This is a genomic window from Pseudorhodoplanes sp. (assembly GCA_032027085.1).
Taxonomy (GTDB): Bacteria; Pseudomonadota; Alphaproteobacteria; order Rhizobiales; family Xanthobacteraceae; genus Pseudorhodoplanes.
The window spans coordinates 4,832,261-4,847,227 of sequence record JAVSMS010000001.1; the positions used below are offsets into that span (position 1 = coordinate 4,832,261).

12 protein-coding genes are annotated in these 14,967 nt (G+C 64.2%); all 12 read right to left on the reverse strand.

All coding sequences use genetic code 11. From position 1 onward, the window contains the following. Positions 1 to 125: 125 nt before the first annotated feature. A complete protein-coding gene (locus RO009_23770; GenBank protein ID MDT3688049.1) occupies positions 126 to 1,043 on the reverse strand; it encodes a D-alanine--D-alanine ligase in 918 nt (305 codons plus the stop codon). After that, positions 1,040 to 1,960, reverse strand: coding sequence for a UDP-N-acetylmuramate dehydrogenase (gene murB, locus RO009_23775; GenBank protein ID MDT3688050.1), 921 nt, complete (start codon positions 1,958 to 1,960; stop codon positions 1,040 to 1,042). The genes RO009_23770 and murB overlap by 4 nt, the downstream gene beginning before the upstream one ends. A gap of 222 nt (positions 1,961 to 2,182) precedes the next feature. Beyond that, on the reverse strand, positions 2,183 to 3,589 hold the full coding sequence (murC, locus tag RO009_23780; GenBank protein MDT3688051.1) for a UDP-N-acetylmuramate--L-alanine ligase: 1,407 nt from the start codon (positions 3,587 to 3,589) through the stop codon (positions 2,183 to 2,185). Between the two features lie 178 nt (positions 3,590 to 3,767). Further along, entirely contained in the window at positions 3,768 to 4,874 is a 1,107-nt protein-coding gene (murG, locus tag RO009_23785) for an undecaprenyldiphospho-muramoylpentapeptide beta-N-acetylglucosaminyltransferase (GenBank protein ID MDT3688052.1), read from the reverse strand. 216 nt (positions 4,875 to 5,090) lie between these two features. Then, positions 5,091 to 6,245: a putative lipid II flippase FtsW gene (ftsW, locus tag RO009_23790; GenBank protein MDT3688053.1), complete on the reverse strand. Its 1,155-nt coding sequence runs from the start codon at positions 6,243 to 6,245 to the stop codon at positions 5,091 to 5,093. Between the two features lie 77 nt (positions 6,246 to 6,322). Next, positions 6,323 to 7,279 (reverse strand): CDF family Co(II)/Ni(II) efflux transporter DmeF, encoded by a 957-nt coding sequence (gene dmeF / locus RO009_23795; protein ID MDT3688054.1) that lies wholly within the window; start codon positions 7,277 to 7,279, stop codon positions 6,323 to 6,325. Between the two features lie 40 nt (positions 7,280 to 7,319). Continuing rightward, complete coding sequence (gene murD / locus RO009_23800) at positions 7,320 to 8,702, reverse strand: UDP-N-acetylmuramoyl-L-alanine--D-glutamate ligase (protein MDT3688055.1); 1,383 nt, start codon at positions 8,700 to 8,702, stop codon at positions 7,320 to 7,322. Between the two features lie 11 nt (positions 8,703 to 8,713). Further along, positions 8,714 to 9,802 carry a phospho-N-acetylmuramoyl-pentapeptide-transferase gene (gene mraY / locus RO009_23805; protein ID MDT3688056.1) on the reverse strand — a complete coding sequence of 363 codons (1,089 nt, stop codon included), beginning with the start codon at positions 9,800 to 9,802 and terminating at the stop codon, positions 8,714 to 8,716. A 12-nt stretch (positions 9,803 to 9,814) separates the two neighbouring features. Continuing rightward, positions 9,815 to 11,245 carry a UDP-N-acetylmuramoylalanyl-D-glutamyl-2,6-diaminopimelate--D-alanyl-D-alanine ligase gene (locus tag RO009_23810; protein MDT3688057.1) on the reverse strand — a complete coding sequence of 477 codons (1,431 nt, stop codon included), beginning with the start codon at positions 11,243 to 11,245 and terminating at the stop codon, positions 9,815 to 9,817. Then, positions 11,245 to 12,684 (reverse strand): UDP-N-acetylmuramoyl-L-alanyl-D-glutamate--2,6-diaminopimelate ligase, encoded by a 1,440-nt coding sequence (locus tag RO009_23815; GenBank protein ID MDT3688058.1) that lies wholly within the window; start codon positions 12,682 to 12,684, stop codon positions 11,245 to 11,247. Before RO009_23815 ends, RO009_23810 begins: the two co-directional genes overlap by 1 nt. A 165-nt stretch (positions 12,685 to 12,849) precedes the next feature. After that, positions 12,850 to 14,598, reverse strand: a complete 1,749-nt coding sequence (locus tag RO009_23820) for a penicillin-binding protein 2 (GenBank protein MDT3688059.1) — start codon at positions 14,596 to 14,598, stop codon at positions 12,850 to 12,852. Beyond that, positions 14,595 to 14,966 (reverse strand): hypothetical protein, encoded by a 372-nt coding sequence (locus RO009_23825; GenBank protein ID MDT3688060.1) that lies wholly within the window; start codon positions 14,964 to 14,966, stop codon positions 14,595 to 14,597. The genes RO009_23820 and RO009_23825 overlap by 4 nt, the downstream gene beginning before the upstream one ends. Position 14,967: the final 1 nt, after the last annotated feature.

Here is a 14,967-nt window from a genome sequence, read left to right on the forward strand (position 1 = left end):
GGGGGCCGAGAATCAGCAGGATGGGTTGAGCGCAAGCGAAACCCATCACGTTGGGTTACGCGCGGCGCGAAGGTTCGGACCTGTCGCTCGGCCGTGGCCGGTTTAACCCAACCTGCCACCGCCGTTCACCGCCCGAGCGAAGCGTCCTCTATCATCCAGCGCACCAGCTCCTCGAAGCTGATGCCGGCATGCGCGGCGAGCTCCGGCACCAGCGAGGTCTCGGTCATGCCCGGCTGGGTGTTGACCTCGAGACAGGCGAGGCCCTGCCTGCCCGCCGTGTCATCGTAGCGGAAATCGGCGCGCGTCACGCCGCGGCAGCCAAGCGCGCGATGCGCGGCGAGCGTGAGGCGCCGTATCTCTTCATAAACGTCGGGTGGAATCTTTGCCGGCAGGACGTGCTCGGAGCCGCCCGGCGCATATTTCGCCTCGTAATCGTAGAAGCGCACCTTCGGCACGATTTCGATCACGCCCAAAGCCGTCTCCCCCATCACCGCGCAGGTCAATTCCTTGCCGGGAATATACTGCTCGCACAACACCGTCTCGCCAAAGGTCCAGTCCTCGCGGAACAATTCCTGCGGCGGATGTTCGTGCTTGTCGGTGACGATGAAGACGCCGACGCTCGAGCCTTCGGCGATCGGCTTGATCACATAGGGCCGCGGCAGCACGTGCTGCTTCGCCGCCTCGAAACGCGACACAACCATCCCCTCAGGCACCGGCACGCCGGCCGCCTTCAGCATGATCTTGGCGAGATCCTTCTGCATGGCGAGCGAGGACGCCAGCACCCCGGAATGCGTGTAGGGAATGCCGATCACTTCCAGCACGCCCTGCAACGTGCCGTCCTCGCCGGGACGGCCGTGCAGCACGTTGAGCGCAACGTCGGGCTTGAGATTTTGCAGCACGGTCGCGATATCGCGCTCAACGTCGATGCGGGTGACGCGATAGCCGGCACGCTCGGCGGCGGCTGCGCAGGCAGCCCCCGAGCGCAGCGACACCTCGCGCTCGGCCGACCAGCCTCCCATGAGAACGGCGACGTGTTTGCTCATTGCGCCACTCCGATGCGCTTGATTTCCCATTCCAGCGTCACGCCGGAATTCTCCTGCACGCGCCGGCGCACGGTCTCGCCCAGCGTCTCGATGTCATGCGCGGTCGCGTTGCCGCGATTGATTAGGAAGTTGCAGTGCAATTCGGAGACCTGCGCGTCGCCGACGACGAGGCCGCGGCAGCCGGCGGCGTCGATCAATTGCCAGGCCTTGTGGCCTTCCGGATTCTTGAAGGTGGAGCCGCCGGTACGGCTCTTGATCGGCTGCGTTGACTCACGCGCCTCGGTGATCTTGTCCATCTCCGCGGCGATCGCCGCGCGGTCGCCCGGTGCGCCCTGGAACAGCGCCTGCGTGAAAATGATGTCCTCGGGCGCGCCGCAATGGCGATAGGTGTAATGCATGTCGCCATTCTTGAAGACATGCAGCCTGCCGGCGCGGTCGACGCCGCGCGCCTCGATCAACGCATCTTTGGTCTCGCGGCCATAGGCACCGCCATTCATGCGCAGCGCGCCGCCGACGCCGCCGGGAATGCCACGCATGAAGGAAAGACCGGCAATGCCGGCCTCCTGCGCCGCTCGCGCCACCTTCACATCCGGCACCGCGGTGCCGACGCGGATGCGTGCGCCCTCTTCCACCGTGATGTCGCTGAAGCCGCGGCCAAGCCGGATCACGACGCCGGGCACGCCGCCGTCGCGCACGATCAGGTTGGAGCCGAGACCGACGACGATGACGGGAATGTCAGCCGGCAGGTTCTGCAGAAAGTAAGCGAGATCGCTTTCGTCCTCGGGCGTGAACAACACCTGCGCCGGCCCACCGACGCGAAACCAGGTGAGATCGGCGAGCGGCTGGTTGGCGATCAGCCGTCCGCGCAATTGCGGCATCTTCGCTTTCATGTCGGCGGTGATGTCAGGAAAGGTCATGCGGGCACCAACCATTCCCCCTCATGGCCGGGCTTGCCCGCCATCCACGCGATGCGAACACGGCGGCGCAGCCTCTTGCCCGGCACAAGTTTACACTCGGGCCGACCGAAGGCCGCACCCGTGTAACCGGGTATGAGAATGGAGAGACTAGGCAGGGCTTGTCCCGGCCATCCGCGAGCCATGACGATGGAGAGGCAATCGACTTGTCGAAAACCCTCACCGCTACGCTCCCAGCGCCTTCAGTTCGCCGGGCAGCGCGTAGGCCCATTGCGTGATGTTGCCGGCGCCGAGGCACACAACCATGTCGCCCGGCTGCGCGATGCCCTTGATGAGAGATGCCAGCTTCTCGGAGCTTTCCAGCGCTATCACATCGCGATGTCCCCGCGCCCTCATGCCGGCGACAAGATGGTCGCGATCGATGCCCGCGATGGGCGCTTCGCCGGCGGGGTAGACATCCGCGATGACCACGGTGTCGGCGTCGTTGAAGCAGGTGCAGAACTGTTCGAACAATTGCTGCAGGCGCGTGTAGCGGTGCGGCTGCATCACCGCGACCACCCTGCCCTTGCTCGATTCGCGCGCGGCTTTCAGCACCGCCGCGATTTCGACGGGGTGGTGACCGTAATCATCAACAATCGCAACGCCGTTCCACTCGCCGGTGCGGGTAAAGCGCCGCCTCACGCCGCCAAAGGCGGCAAGCGCCTTGCGGATGCGCTCGTCCGACACACCGAGCTCGTGCGCGACCGTGATGGCGGCGACGGCATTCAGCGCATTGTGGCGGCCCGGCATCGGCAAGGTGAGATCGCGGATCGTGTGTTCGCCGGCTCCGTCGCGGCCGCGGAAAACAACCGTGAAGGTCGAGGCGCCGTTGTCATGCGACAGGTCGATCAGCCGCGCATCGGCTTGCGGATTCTCGCCGTATGTAATGATGCGGCGGTCGACGATGCGGCCGACCAGCGTCTGCACGTCCGGATGATCGGTGCACATCACCGCAAAGCCGTAGAACGGCACATTCTCCACGAACGCCTGGAAGGCCGCCTTCACGGCGTCGAAGGTCTGGAAATGATCGAGATGTTCGGGATCGACATTGGTGACGATGGCGATGTCGGCCGGCAGCTTGAGGAAGGTGCCGTCCGATTCGTCGGCTTCCACCACCATCCAGTCGCCGGCGCCGAGCCGCGCATTGGTGCCGTAGGCGTTGATGATGCCGCCGTTGATCACGGTCGGATCGAGTCCGCCGGCATCAAACAACGCGGCCACCATCGAGGTGGTCGTGGTCTTGCCGTGCGTGCCGGCGATGGCGACCGCCGATTTCAGCCGCATCAACTCGGCGAGCATTTCCGCGCGCCGCACCACCGGCAGACGCTTGCCGCGCGCCGCGATCAGTTCAGGATTGTCCTTCTTGATGGCAGAGGAAACGACCACCACCGCGGCGTCGTCGACATTCCCAGCATCGTGGCCGACCACGATGCCGATCCCCTTCTCGCGCAGCCGCTTCACGTTGGCGCTCTCGGCGACATCCGAGCCGGTCACCTTGTAGCCCAGATTGGCCAGCACCTCGGCGATGCCGCTCATGCCGATGCCCCCGATGCCGACAAAATGGATCGGGCCGATGTCGCGCGGAAGTTTCATTCACATTCCTATAGAGGCGTCATGGCCGGGCTTGTCGCTCGAAGTCGGGTTTACGCGACTTCGGCTACAAACTTGACGCAACTCGGGCAAGCCCGAGTTGCGATGCCATCTCGCTTAGAAAGGCACGGCATCCCTAAGCGGGATGCCCGGCACAAGGCCGGGCATGACGAATTGGAGTTCAGGGCCTTAGGTTTTTACCCACCCTCAGTACCAATTCGGCCAGACGGGCCGCCGCGTCAAGCGTGCCCGCTGATTTCGCCGATTTCGCCATGTTTGCGAGGCGTTCGGGGTCGCCGGCGAGGTCGGCCATGTCGGTCGCGAGACGGCCGGGCGTGAAATCGGGCTGCAGCAGGCGGATTGCGCCGCCGGCCTCTTCCAGCACGGCGGCGTTGGCGGCCTGGTCCTGATCCAGCGCATGCGGCAGCGGCACGAGAATTGCCGGGCGTCCGATGGCGGCGAGTTCGGCGACGGTGGACGCGCCGGAGCGCGAGATCACGAGATGCGCATCCGCCATGCGCGCCGGGAGATCGCCGAAGAACGGCGCGACATCCGCTTTGACTCCGGCCTGCGCATAGGCCTCGCGCACCGCCGGCAGATCTTCCTCGCGTGCCTGCTGCACGATCCTCAGCCGCATCTTCAGATGCTCGTCGAGCCGCGCGACGGCAGGCGGCACGATCTCCGACATGATGCGCGCGCCCTGGCTGCCGCCGAAGACCAGCACGCGGAAGGCGCCATCGGATTTCGGAATGTCGTAGGGCGTCGAGGCGGCATCGATCACTGCGGGGCGCACCGGATTGCCGACATGCGTCGTCTTGGCGGCGAGCGGCGGATCGCGATCGGTGACGCCGGCAAAGCCGGTGGCGATCGCGGTCACACGCGGCGCCAGAAATTTGTTGGCGCGGCCCATCACCGCGTTCTGCTCATGGATCACGGTCGGGATTTTGCGCAAGCCGGCGGCGAGCAAGGGCGGCACGCTCGGATAGCCGCCGAAGCCGACGACCACAGATGGCTGCACGCGGCCGAGCATCGCAAACGCCTTGGCGACACCGAATGCGAGGGTGCCCGCCGTGCGCGCGAGCGAGATCGGATCGCGACCGCGCAGGGTTGCGCTGGGGATGACATGCACTTGCGAGAACCTGTCGCCGAATTTTGCCGCCCGCGCATCGGTCGCCAGCGCGACCTCAGCACCATGCCGCAGCAGTGCCGCGCTCAGCGCCTCGGCGGGAAACAGATGCCCGCCGGTGCCGCCGGCGGCGAGGAGCACCAGCGGCCGACCGCCTGTCATGCAGTTATCCCGTGATCACGCCAAAGACGGGTTGGTCATACAAAAAAACGTGCCCTCAAGCCAGCAGCACGGTGGACACGTTGTCAAAGCGAGATGATCTCGAAGTCGTCAGGCCCGCGCATGTCGCGGGCGTGACGCCTTGGCAGCGTTTCAGCAACAAAGAAGTGGGATGCCGGGAGTACCCGGCGATGACGGGACACTGTCAAGGCAGCCAGCCTAAGCGGTGCTACTCACCGGCCTGAAATGCCCGCGGCTGGTGAGTTGCTCGGCGCGCGGGCGCTCGCGCGTCAGCGCCAGCAGCATGCCCATGCCGTAAGCCAGCGAGAGCAGCGAGGAGCCGCCATAGGAGATGAACGGCAGCGTCATGCCCTTGGCCGGGATGAGATGCAGGTTCACCGCCATGTTGATCGCCGATTGCGCGCCGAACAGAACGGCGAGACCGGTCGCGGCGAAGCGCGAGAACGCATCTTCGTTGCGCATCGCCCGCGCCAGCGCGCGCACCACGATGAAGGTGAACAGCGCGACCAGCACGATGCACAGCACCACGCCGAATTCCTCCGCCGCCACCGCGAAGATGAAGTCGGCATGGCTGTCCGGCAGAATGCGCTTGACCACGCCCTCGCCCGGCCCCTGGCCGAACCAGCCCCCGCGCACGAAGGACTCGACAGCGTTGTCGATCTGGAAGGTGTCCCCGGAGGAAGGATCCATGAAGCGCTTGAAGCGGCGTGCGACATGCGGAACGGTGAAATAGGCGACGGTCAGACCAAGAATGGCGGTGCCGCCCAGCCCGATCACCCAGATCACGCGCATGCCGGCGATGAAGAACAGCGCGCCCCAGACCATGGCGACCAGCATGGTTTGTCCGAAGTCCGGCTGCATCACCAGCAGGCTTCCAATCACCCCCAGCAACAGCAGCGCGATGGAATTCGCCGGCATTTCCGGGCGGTGCGCCGATTCGGCGAACAGCCAGGCAATGAGAATGACAAAGGCCGGCTTCACGAATTCCGACGGCTGGATATTGAGGCCGAGCAGCACGATCCAGCGCCGCGCGCCCTTGATCTCGGCGCCGACGAACAGCGTCGCCGCCAGCATCAGGGTGGAAATGACAAAGACGAGGAGCGCCAGCCGCCGTATCTGCCGCGGCGACAGGAACGAGGTGCCCATCATGATGGCGATGGCGGGAATGAGATAGAGAATCTGGCGGTTGACGAAATGGAACGGGTCAAGTCCGAGCTTGGTCGCCACCGGAGAACTCGCGGCCAGAAGAAGAATGATGCCGGCCAGCATCAACGCGAAAATCGCCGCCAGTGTCAGGCGATCGACCGTCCACCACCATTCCGCGAAAGGCGTGCGTTGCGTGCGCGAAACCATGCGACTCCCCGAACGCTAGTGGTCGCCTGATTGTGTTTAGGTTTGATTAACGAACGCAGATCCCGCCCGTCAAAGGATCAGGCAGCAACCGGAGGCGACGCGCATGCCTGCACCTCGACGGTAATATGCGAAAGAGTGTCGAGGCCTTGCAGCCGCGCCTTGTAGATCTCCGGCGTCTTGGGACGATCGCTGACGATACAGGCGATCACGCCCATATGGCCCGGGCCCAACTGCCACAAATGCAGATCGGCGACGCGGTCGCCTTCAATTTCGAGTTTCTCGCGTATCTCGGCGGCAAGCCCGTTCTGCGGCTCCATGTCGAGCAGCACGGCGCCCACCGACCGCAGCAATCCCACCGACCAGCGCGCGATGACCAGCGCGCCGACAATGCCAATAACAGGGTCGAGGAAGACCCAGCCCTGAAAGCGGCCGACCAGAAGCGCGACGATAGCGAGAATCGAGGTCAGCGCGTCGGCCACGACGTGCAGATAGGCGGCGCGGATGTTGCTGTCATGGCTGTGGTGGTGATGATGATGACCGGCGTGATCGTCATGATGGTGGTGGCGGTGGTGATCCTCGTCGTCGAACAGAAGCCAGGCGCTGACCAGATTGACCAGGAGGCCGATGACGGCGACGGTCAGCGCCTCGTTGAAACGGATCGAGACTGGAGAAAACAGGCGCACAAGGCTCTCATAGGCAATGAGAACCGCGATCAGGCCGAGAATGCAGGCGCTGGCAAACGCAGCCAATTCTCCGACCTTGCCGGTACCGAAGGAAAACTGCGCATCGTCGGCGTGCTTGCGCGCGAAGCGATAGGCGAAGGCGGAAATGGACAAGGCGGCGGCATGCGTGGACATGTGCCAGCCGTCCGCAAGCAGGGCCATCGAGCCAAATATCGTGCCGGCGGCGATTTCGGCGACCATCATGATCGCCGTCAGGCCAACCACGAGCCAGACCCTGCGCTCGTGCCGCGCATGCGACGCACCAAGAAACACATGCCGGTGTTGCCAAGGTTCGATCGAGTGAGAATGCATTCCGCGTCTCTCCTTCGATCGCAAGATAGTGCGCGAGGGCCTAGGGGACCAGCCCCGGCAACGCCTTCACCAATTCACGGAAGGCGTCGCCGCGCACTTCGAAATTGCGGTATTGATCGAACGAGGCGCAGGCCGGCGACAGCAGTACCACCGCCTCGCCGCCATCCTTCGCGGCATCCGCTGCGGCCTGCGGCACGGCGCGGTCCAGGGTCTCGACAATTTCGAACGGCACCTTGCCGGCCAGCGTTTCTGCAAAGTCCTGCGCCGCCTCGCCGATCAGATAGGCCTTGCGGACGCGCGGGAAGAATTCGGCGAGCGGCGCGATGCCGCCCTCCTTCGGCTTGCCGCCCGCGATCCAATAGATGTTGCTGAAGGAGCCGAGCGCCTTGGCGGCGGAATCGGCATTGGTCGCTTTCGAATCGTTGACAAAGAGCACATTGCCCTCGCGGCCGACCTCTTCCATGCGATGGGCAAGACCGGGGAAGGACTGCAGACCTTTCCGGATGCGCTCGTCGTCGAGGCCAAGCGCCGTGCAGGCCGCGACCGCGGCCATCGCGTTCTGCGCGTTGTGCATCCCGCGCAGCGAGCCGATGCCGGCGAGATCCGCGACTTCTTCTGCATCCGCACCGACGACGCGATAGATGTGCGTCTCGCCCGCGAGATAGCCCTGCGCGGGCATGTCCTTTGTCGAAATCCGGATCACGCCCTTGCCGGTCGCTGCGAGGTTACGCGCCATCTCTCGCCCATAATCGTCGTCGATGCCGATCACCGGAAATTTTGCGCGGCCGGGCACGCGCGACTTGATGAAGGCGTAACGCTCCATGGTGCCATGCCGGTCGAGATGATCGGGCGTGACGTTGAGCATGATGCCGATCGTCGGGTTGAGCGACGGCGTCAGGTCGATCTGGTAGGATGACATCTCGATCACATGAAAGCGATCGTCACTCGGCGGGTCCAGCGCCAGGATCGGCGTGCCGAGATTGCCGCCGACCTGCACGTCACGGCCGGCGCTTTTGAGAACATGCGCGATCAGCGCGGTGGTGGTGGATTTGCCGTTAGTGCCGGTGATCGCGACAAATGGCGCCGCCGGCGCCAGCGCCGCGCGCTCGCGGAAATACAGTTCCACATCGCCGATGACCTCGACATTGTGCTGCTGCGCGCGCTTGACGGTCCAGTGTGGCTCCGGATGCGTGAGCGGCACGCCCGGTGCGAGAACGAGCCCGTCGAATCTCTTCCAGTCGGCATCCTTCAGATCGCCAACGGGAATGCTCTCGCGCGACGCCGCTTCGCGGCTTTTTTCGGAATCGTCCCACACGAGCACATCGGCGCCGCCCGCCATCAGCGCTTTCGCCGAGGACAAGCCGGAGGAGCCGAGGCCAAACACGGCAACGCGCCTGCCTTTGAATGAGGTGACCGGTGTCATGGGTCGCGCCGTCAGCGCAATTTCAGCGTCGACAGGCCGATCAGCGCCAGCACGATGGAAATGATCCAGAAGCGGATCACAATCTGCGGCTCGGTCCAGCCCTTCTTCTCGTAATGATGGTGGATCGGCGCCATTTCAAAGACGCGCCGACCGGTCAGTTTGAATGACACCACCTGCACGATCACCGACACCGCCTCGAGCACGAACAGCCCGCCGATGATGGCGAGCGCGATCTCGTGCTTGGTGGCAACCGCAATGGTGCCGATCATCCCGCCCATCGCCAGCGAGCCGGTGTCGCCCATGAAGATCGAGGCCGGCGGCGCGTTGAACCAGAGAAAGCCAAGGCCCGCGCCGACCACCGCGCCGCACAGCACCGCCAATTCGCCGGAGCCAGCGACATAGTGAATCTGCAGATAGTCGGCGAAGACGACGTTGCCGGAGAGATAGGCGATCATGCCGAAGGACATGGCCGCGATCATCACCGGCACGATGGCGAGGCCGTCGAGACCGTCGGTGAGGTTCACCGCATTGCCGGCGCCGATGATGATGAAGGCGCCGAAAATGACATAGAACCAGCCCATATTGACCACGAAGTCTTTCAGGAACGGAAAGACCAGCGATGTTCCGAAGGGCGGGCGCGCGAGCTGCGCGATGGCGACGCACGCGGCAATGGCCACGATCGCTTCCAACGAAAGCCGCATGCGGCCGGTGAAGCCGGTGTCGCTCTTCTGCTTCCGGACTTTCAGCAGATCATCATAAAAACCAATGGCGCCGAAGCATAATGTGACGCCGAGCACGATCCAGACATAGCGGTTGGACGGATTGGCCCACAATACGGTCGCCATGGTCACACCGAAGAGGATCATCAGACCGCCCATGGTCGGCGTGCCGATCTTCGTCTTCAGATGCGATTGAGGACCATCGGCGCGAATCGGTTGACCGCGACCCTGGCGCATGCGCAGCCAGTCGATGATCGGCGAACCGGCAATGAAGACGAACAGTGCCGACGTGATCATCGCGCCGCCGGTACGGAAGGTGATGTAACGGAAAACGTTCAGGGCCGAAAATTTGTCCGACAGATCGACCAGCCAATAAAGCATCGGATGAGAACCTTATGCCGACGCCGTCTCGTGCGCGTCCGCCGGCGCAAAATTGCGCTGCAGTGCTTTCACGATCGGCGCCATTTTCGAACCGTTGGAGCCCTTGACCATGATGGCGTCACCGCCCCGGATGGCATCGAGGACCTGCGGTTCGAGACCTTTCGAATCCTCCGCATAGCCGCCCCGGCGATCCGAGGGAAGAGCCTGCCACAGATTTCGCATCGCCGGGCCGGAACAAAAGACAAGATCGACTTCGTTCGCGATCACCGGCTCGACCAGCGCGCGGTGCAAGCTTTCAGCCTCGCGGCCGAGTTCCAGCATGTCGCCCAGAACCGCAATGCGGCGTCCGCGCGGCCCGAGCGCCGCCTGTCCGAGCAGCTCGAGCGCGGCGCGCATGGAGACCGGATTGGCGTTGTAGCTTTCGTCGATCAACAACGCGGAACCGCCGGGCACGCGCAAATCGATGCGGGTGCCACGGCCGGAGGCCGGTTTCAGATCGGCGAGCGCGAGCGCCGCGATGGCGAGATCGGCACCGGCGAGTTTGGCGGCCGCCAGCACGGCCAGTGAATTCAGCACCAGATGCCGGCCGGGCGCGCCGAGCTTGTAGGCAATATTCTCGCCCAGAACATTCGCGCGCACGGTCGAACTCGCCGGCTGCAGCGCGCAACTGATCACACGCGCATCGGCGCTTTCATCTTCGCCGAAGGACACGATGCGACCGACCTTCGCCGCCTTGGCCTTTTCAACCAGCCGGGAAAATTGAGCGATATCGCAATTGAGAATCGCAGCACCGCCCGGCATCAGGCCCTCGAAGATTTCCGCCTTGGCGTCGGCGATCTCGTCGACCGACTTGAAATATTCGAGATGCACCGGCGCCACTGTCGTGATGATGCCGATATGCGGCTGCACCAGCTTCGACAGCGGACCGATCTCGCCGACATGATTCATACCCATTTCGAAGACGGCGAAACGCGCGTCCTGCGGGCAGCGCGCCAGCGAGAGCGGCACACCCCAGTGATTGTTGTAGGACGCCGCCGAGGCATGCGTCAGGCCTTCACGCGACAGCGCAAGATGCAGCGCCTCCTTGGTCGATGTCTTGCCAACCGAACCTGTGACACCGACCACTTTCGCGTCGGTGCGGGCGCGGGCCGCCTTGCCCAGATCGCGCAAGGCTTGAAGCACGTCATCGACGATGAGGTAGCCCCCGTCGCCGGGAAGACTGCCGCGCCTGTCGGCGGCAACAACCGCCAGCGCCGCGCCGGCCTTCAATGCCGCATCAACGAATTGATGACCGTCGCGATTGTCACCGGCGATCGCGAAGAAGGCCTCGCCCGGCACGAGCGTGCGGCTGTCGATGGAGATGCCGGAAATGTCCTGCGCCGTCACGCCGTCGGCGCTTGCGCGCATCGCCGCCGCCATCCTGTCGACGGTCCATAAAGCCATCAAAGCTTCTCCCCCAAAGCCGCCGCGACCGCATCATGATCGCTGAACGGCAACACCCGGTCGCCGACAATCTGGCCGGTTTCATGGCCTTTACCGGCGATCACCAGCACGTCGCCGGGATTGAGTCCGGTCAGGCTTTGGCGGATCGCCTCGCCCCTGTCGGCAATCTCGGTCGCGCCGGGTGCCGCCGCAAGAATGGCGGCGCGGATGGCCGCCGGATTTTCGCTGCGCGGATTATCGTCGGTGATGACCACACGATCGGCCTTCTCGGCAGCGATCGCCCCCATGATGGGGCGCTTGCCGGGATCGCGGTCGCCGCCGGCACCGAACACGGCGATCAGCCTGCCCTTCACATACGGACGCAACGCCTCCAGCGTCTTCGCCAGCGCGTCCGGCTTGTGCGCGTAGTCGATAAAAACCGGCGCGCCGTTATACGAGCCGGCATATTCAAGACGGCCCTTCGCGCCCTGCAGTTTTTCCAGCGCCGCGAATACGCGGGCGGCATCGCTTCCCGTCGTGATGGCAAGCCCCGCCGACACCAGCGCATTTTCAATTTGAAAGGCACCGACCAGAGGCAGGTGTAAGGAATATGTCCTGCCGGCGTGTGCGACCGTCAACTTCTGCGCATAGCCGTCAATCGCCGCATCGGTCAGGCGGATGCCCTCTCCCTTGCGACCAACGGTGAAGATATTCAAACCGCGCCTCCGCGCGGCATCGATCACGGGCGTGGCCTCGTCATGATCGGCGCAAATCACCGCGCTGCCGCCATCAACAACAAGACTGTCGAACAACCGCAGCTTGGCGCCGAGATAATGTTCGAGACTCGGATGATAATCGAGATGGTCGCGGCTGAGATTGGTGAAGGCGCCGCCGGCGACGCGCACACCATCGAGGCGATGCTGGTCGAGACCGTGCGAGGATGCTTCCATCGCCAGATGCGTGACGCCCTCAGCAGCAAGCTGATCGAGCGTGCGATGGAGCGCAACCGGGTCGGGCGTCGTCAGCGAGCCATAGACTTCGCGCTTGGGCGAAACGACGCCGATTGTGCCGAGGCTTGCCGCCTGATGCCCAAGCGCGGCCCAGATCTGGCGCGTGAAGGCGGCGACCGAGGTCTTGCCGCTCGTGCCGGTCACCGCCGTGATCACGCGCGGCTGGCGCGGATAGAGTTTCGCGGCCGCGAGTGCGAGCGCGCGCCGCACGTTCTTCACCTGTGCGAAGGCTGCTTCACCATCCGGCTTGCGCTCCGCGATGATCGCGACCGCGCCGTTGGCAATCGCCTGCGGGACATATTGCAATCCATCCGCTTTGGTCCCCGGCACCGCGACGAACACATCGCCCGGCTTCACCGCGCGGCTGTCGGCGGTGATGCCTGTTACCTCCAGCGCGGCGAAGCGCGGGTCGAAGGTGGCATCGGGAGGTAGGAGTTCGGAGAGCTTCATGAGCGTCGTTGTTCATCCTTATACCTCCCCCTGCAAGGGGGAGGTCGGCGAGCTTCAGCGAGCCGGGTGGGGGGCAGCTTGTACTTTGTAAATGACCCCTCCCCGGACTGCCTTCGGCAGTCCGACCCTCCCCTTTCAGGGGAGGGATAGGACGACGGCACGGCTTTACCGTATCCCCGCCGTGGCGGCCAGAATCTGCTTGTCCGCAGTCGGAAGATCGAAGCGCGGTTCGACGCCCAATAATGGCGCAATCCGGGCCACCACCTTGCCGGCGGTCGGCGCTGCGTTCCAGCCAGAGGTCGCATAACCATGCGTCTCCGGGGTGGGCTGCGGCTCGTCCAGGATGATGGTGACGAGATATTTCGGCTGGTCGGAGGGAAACACCGCCATGAAGGTGGTCAAAAGCTTGGTCTTCGAATAGCGGCCGTTAATGACCTTCTCCGCGGTGCCGGTCTTGCCGCCGACATAATAGCCGGGGATGTCCACCTTCTTCGCCGATCCCTTCTCTGCATTCAGCCGCATCAGATAGCGCATGCGCTCGCTGGTCTCCGGCTTGATCACCTGCTTTGCCAATTGGTCGGCTTCCGCCTGCGAGCGTTTCAGGAAAGTGGGCGGAATGAGCTTGCCGCCATTCATCAGCGCACCGACGCCCATCACCGCCTGCAGCGGCGCGACCGACAAACCGTGGCCGAAGGCGATGGTGACCGTGTTCAGCTCGCCCCAGCGCTTGGGCACCAGCGGCTCGGCGCTTTCCGGAATTTCCGTGCGCAACCGATCGAGCTGGCCCATCTTCTTCAGAAACGCCTTGTGGTGGTCGACGCCGAGCGCCAGCGCCATGCGGGCAGTTCCGATATTCGAGGAGTAAGTAAAAATCTCCGGCACCGTGAGTATGCGCTTCTGCGCATGATAGTCGCTGATGTTGAACTTGCCGTAGCGCAGCGATTGCCGGGCATCGAACGACGAATTGAGCGTGATCTTTCCCGAATCGAGCGCCATCGCGACGGTGAGCGCCTTGAAGGTGGAGCCCATTTCAAAGACACCGGTGGTCAGGCGGTTGAGCCGTGTCTTGTCCAGCGCCTGGCGCGGATCATTCGGGTCGTAATCCGGCAACGACACCATGGCGATGATCTCGCCGGTGCGGACATCCGTCACCAGTCCTGACGCAGCGATCGCCTTGAACTTGTCCTTTGCGGCCAAAAGCTCGGCACGCAGCGCATGCTGCACCCGCAGATCAAGCGCGAGCTCGACCGGCTTCTGCTGGCGGTCGGTCGCAAAACCCAGCCGGTGCAGATCGGCAAGCCCGCGGCTGTCCAGCCACTTTTCGATGCCGGCGATGCCCTGATTATCGATATTGACGTGACCGATCACATGCGAGACTTCCGGCCCGTTCGGATAGACGCGCTTGTTCTCGGCGAGAAAGCCGATGCCGGGAATGCCGAGATCGTGAATCTGCTGCTGCTGCTTCGCCGTGATTTCGCGCCTAAGCCAGGCAAAGCCCCTGTTGGATGACAGCCGTTCGCGCACTTCCTTCCCGTCGAGATCCGGCAAGGTTGCGGTCAGCAATTCCACCGCCTCATCCACGTCGATGATGCGGCGCGGTTCGCCGAACAGGGAAGGCATCCGTACGTCGGTCGCCAGCACCGCGCCGTTGCGATCCAGAATATCGGGCCGCGCAGTGGCGATCACGTCGCCGCCGCCCGCCCGCCTGGAGGCATGGCTGTCAGCCGACATGCCATAGAGAACAAGGCGGCCGGCGATCACCGCATAAATGACGGCGAAGACCGCGATGGCGAGGCCGACGCGCGCCTTCGCCTTGGCGTTGCGGTCGACATTGCGGCCATAGAGAAGGCGATCGAGCAGCCTTTCCTTCGGCTCTGCCACCGGACTGCCGGTCTGTGCGACGGGTTGCGTCATTGGTCCCCCGCCGGATTGCCGATGCTGGCGGTCGGAATGTCGGTTTCCTCGATGATGGCCCCGATCGGATCGGCCTCTTCCGGAGTCGGCGGCTTGGGGCGCTCCGGCAGATTGTCGAGGCTCGACACCTGACGCGCATCGATCGGCTTCAGCGGCAGATGGCGCTGCGCGAGGCCCTCGATGCGGCGGGGTGTCGTCAGCTTCGCCCATTCCGCCCGGAGGGCGGCGATGGCGTCGCGCTCGCGCCTGATTTCAGCGCGCATCCCGGCCAGCCGCTCGGCGTCCAGCGTCGCCTGAAACTTGATTTCGTAGACATAAGCCGCCGCCGCGACCAGGCCGATGATGACCAGCAGATTGAGGATGCGCATG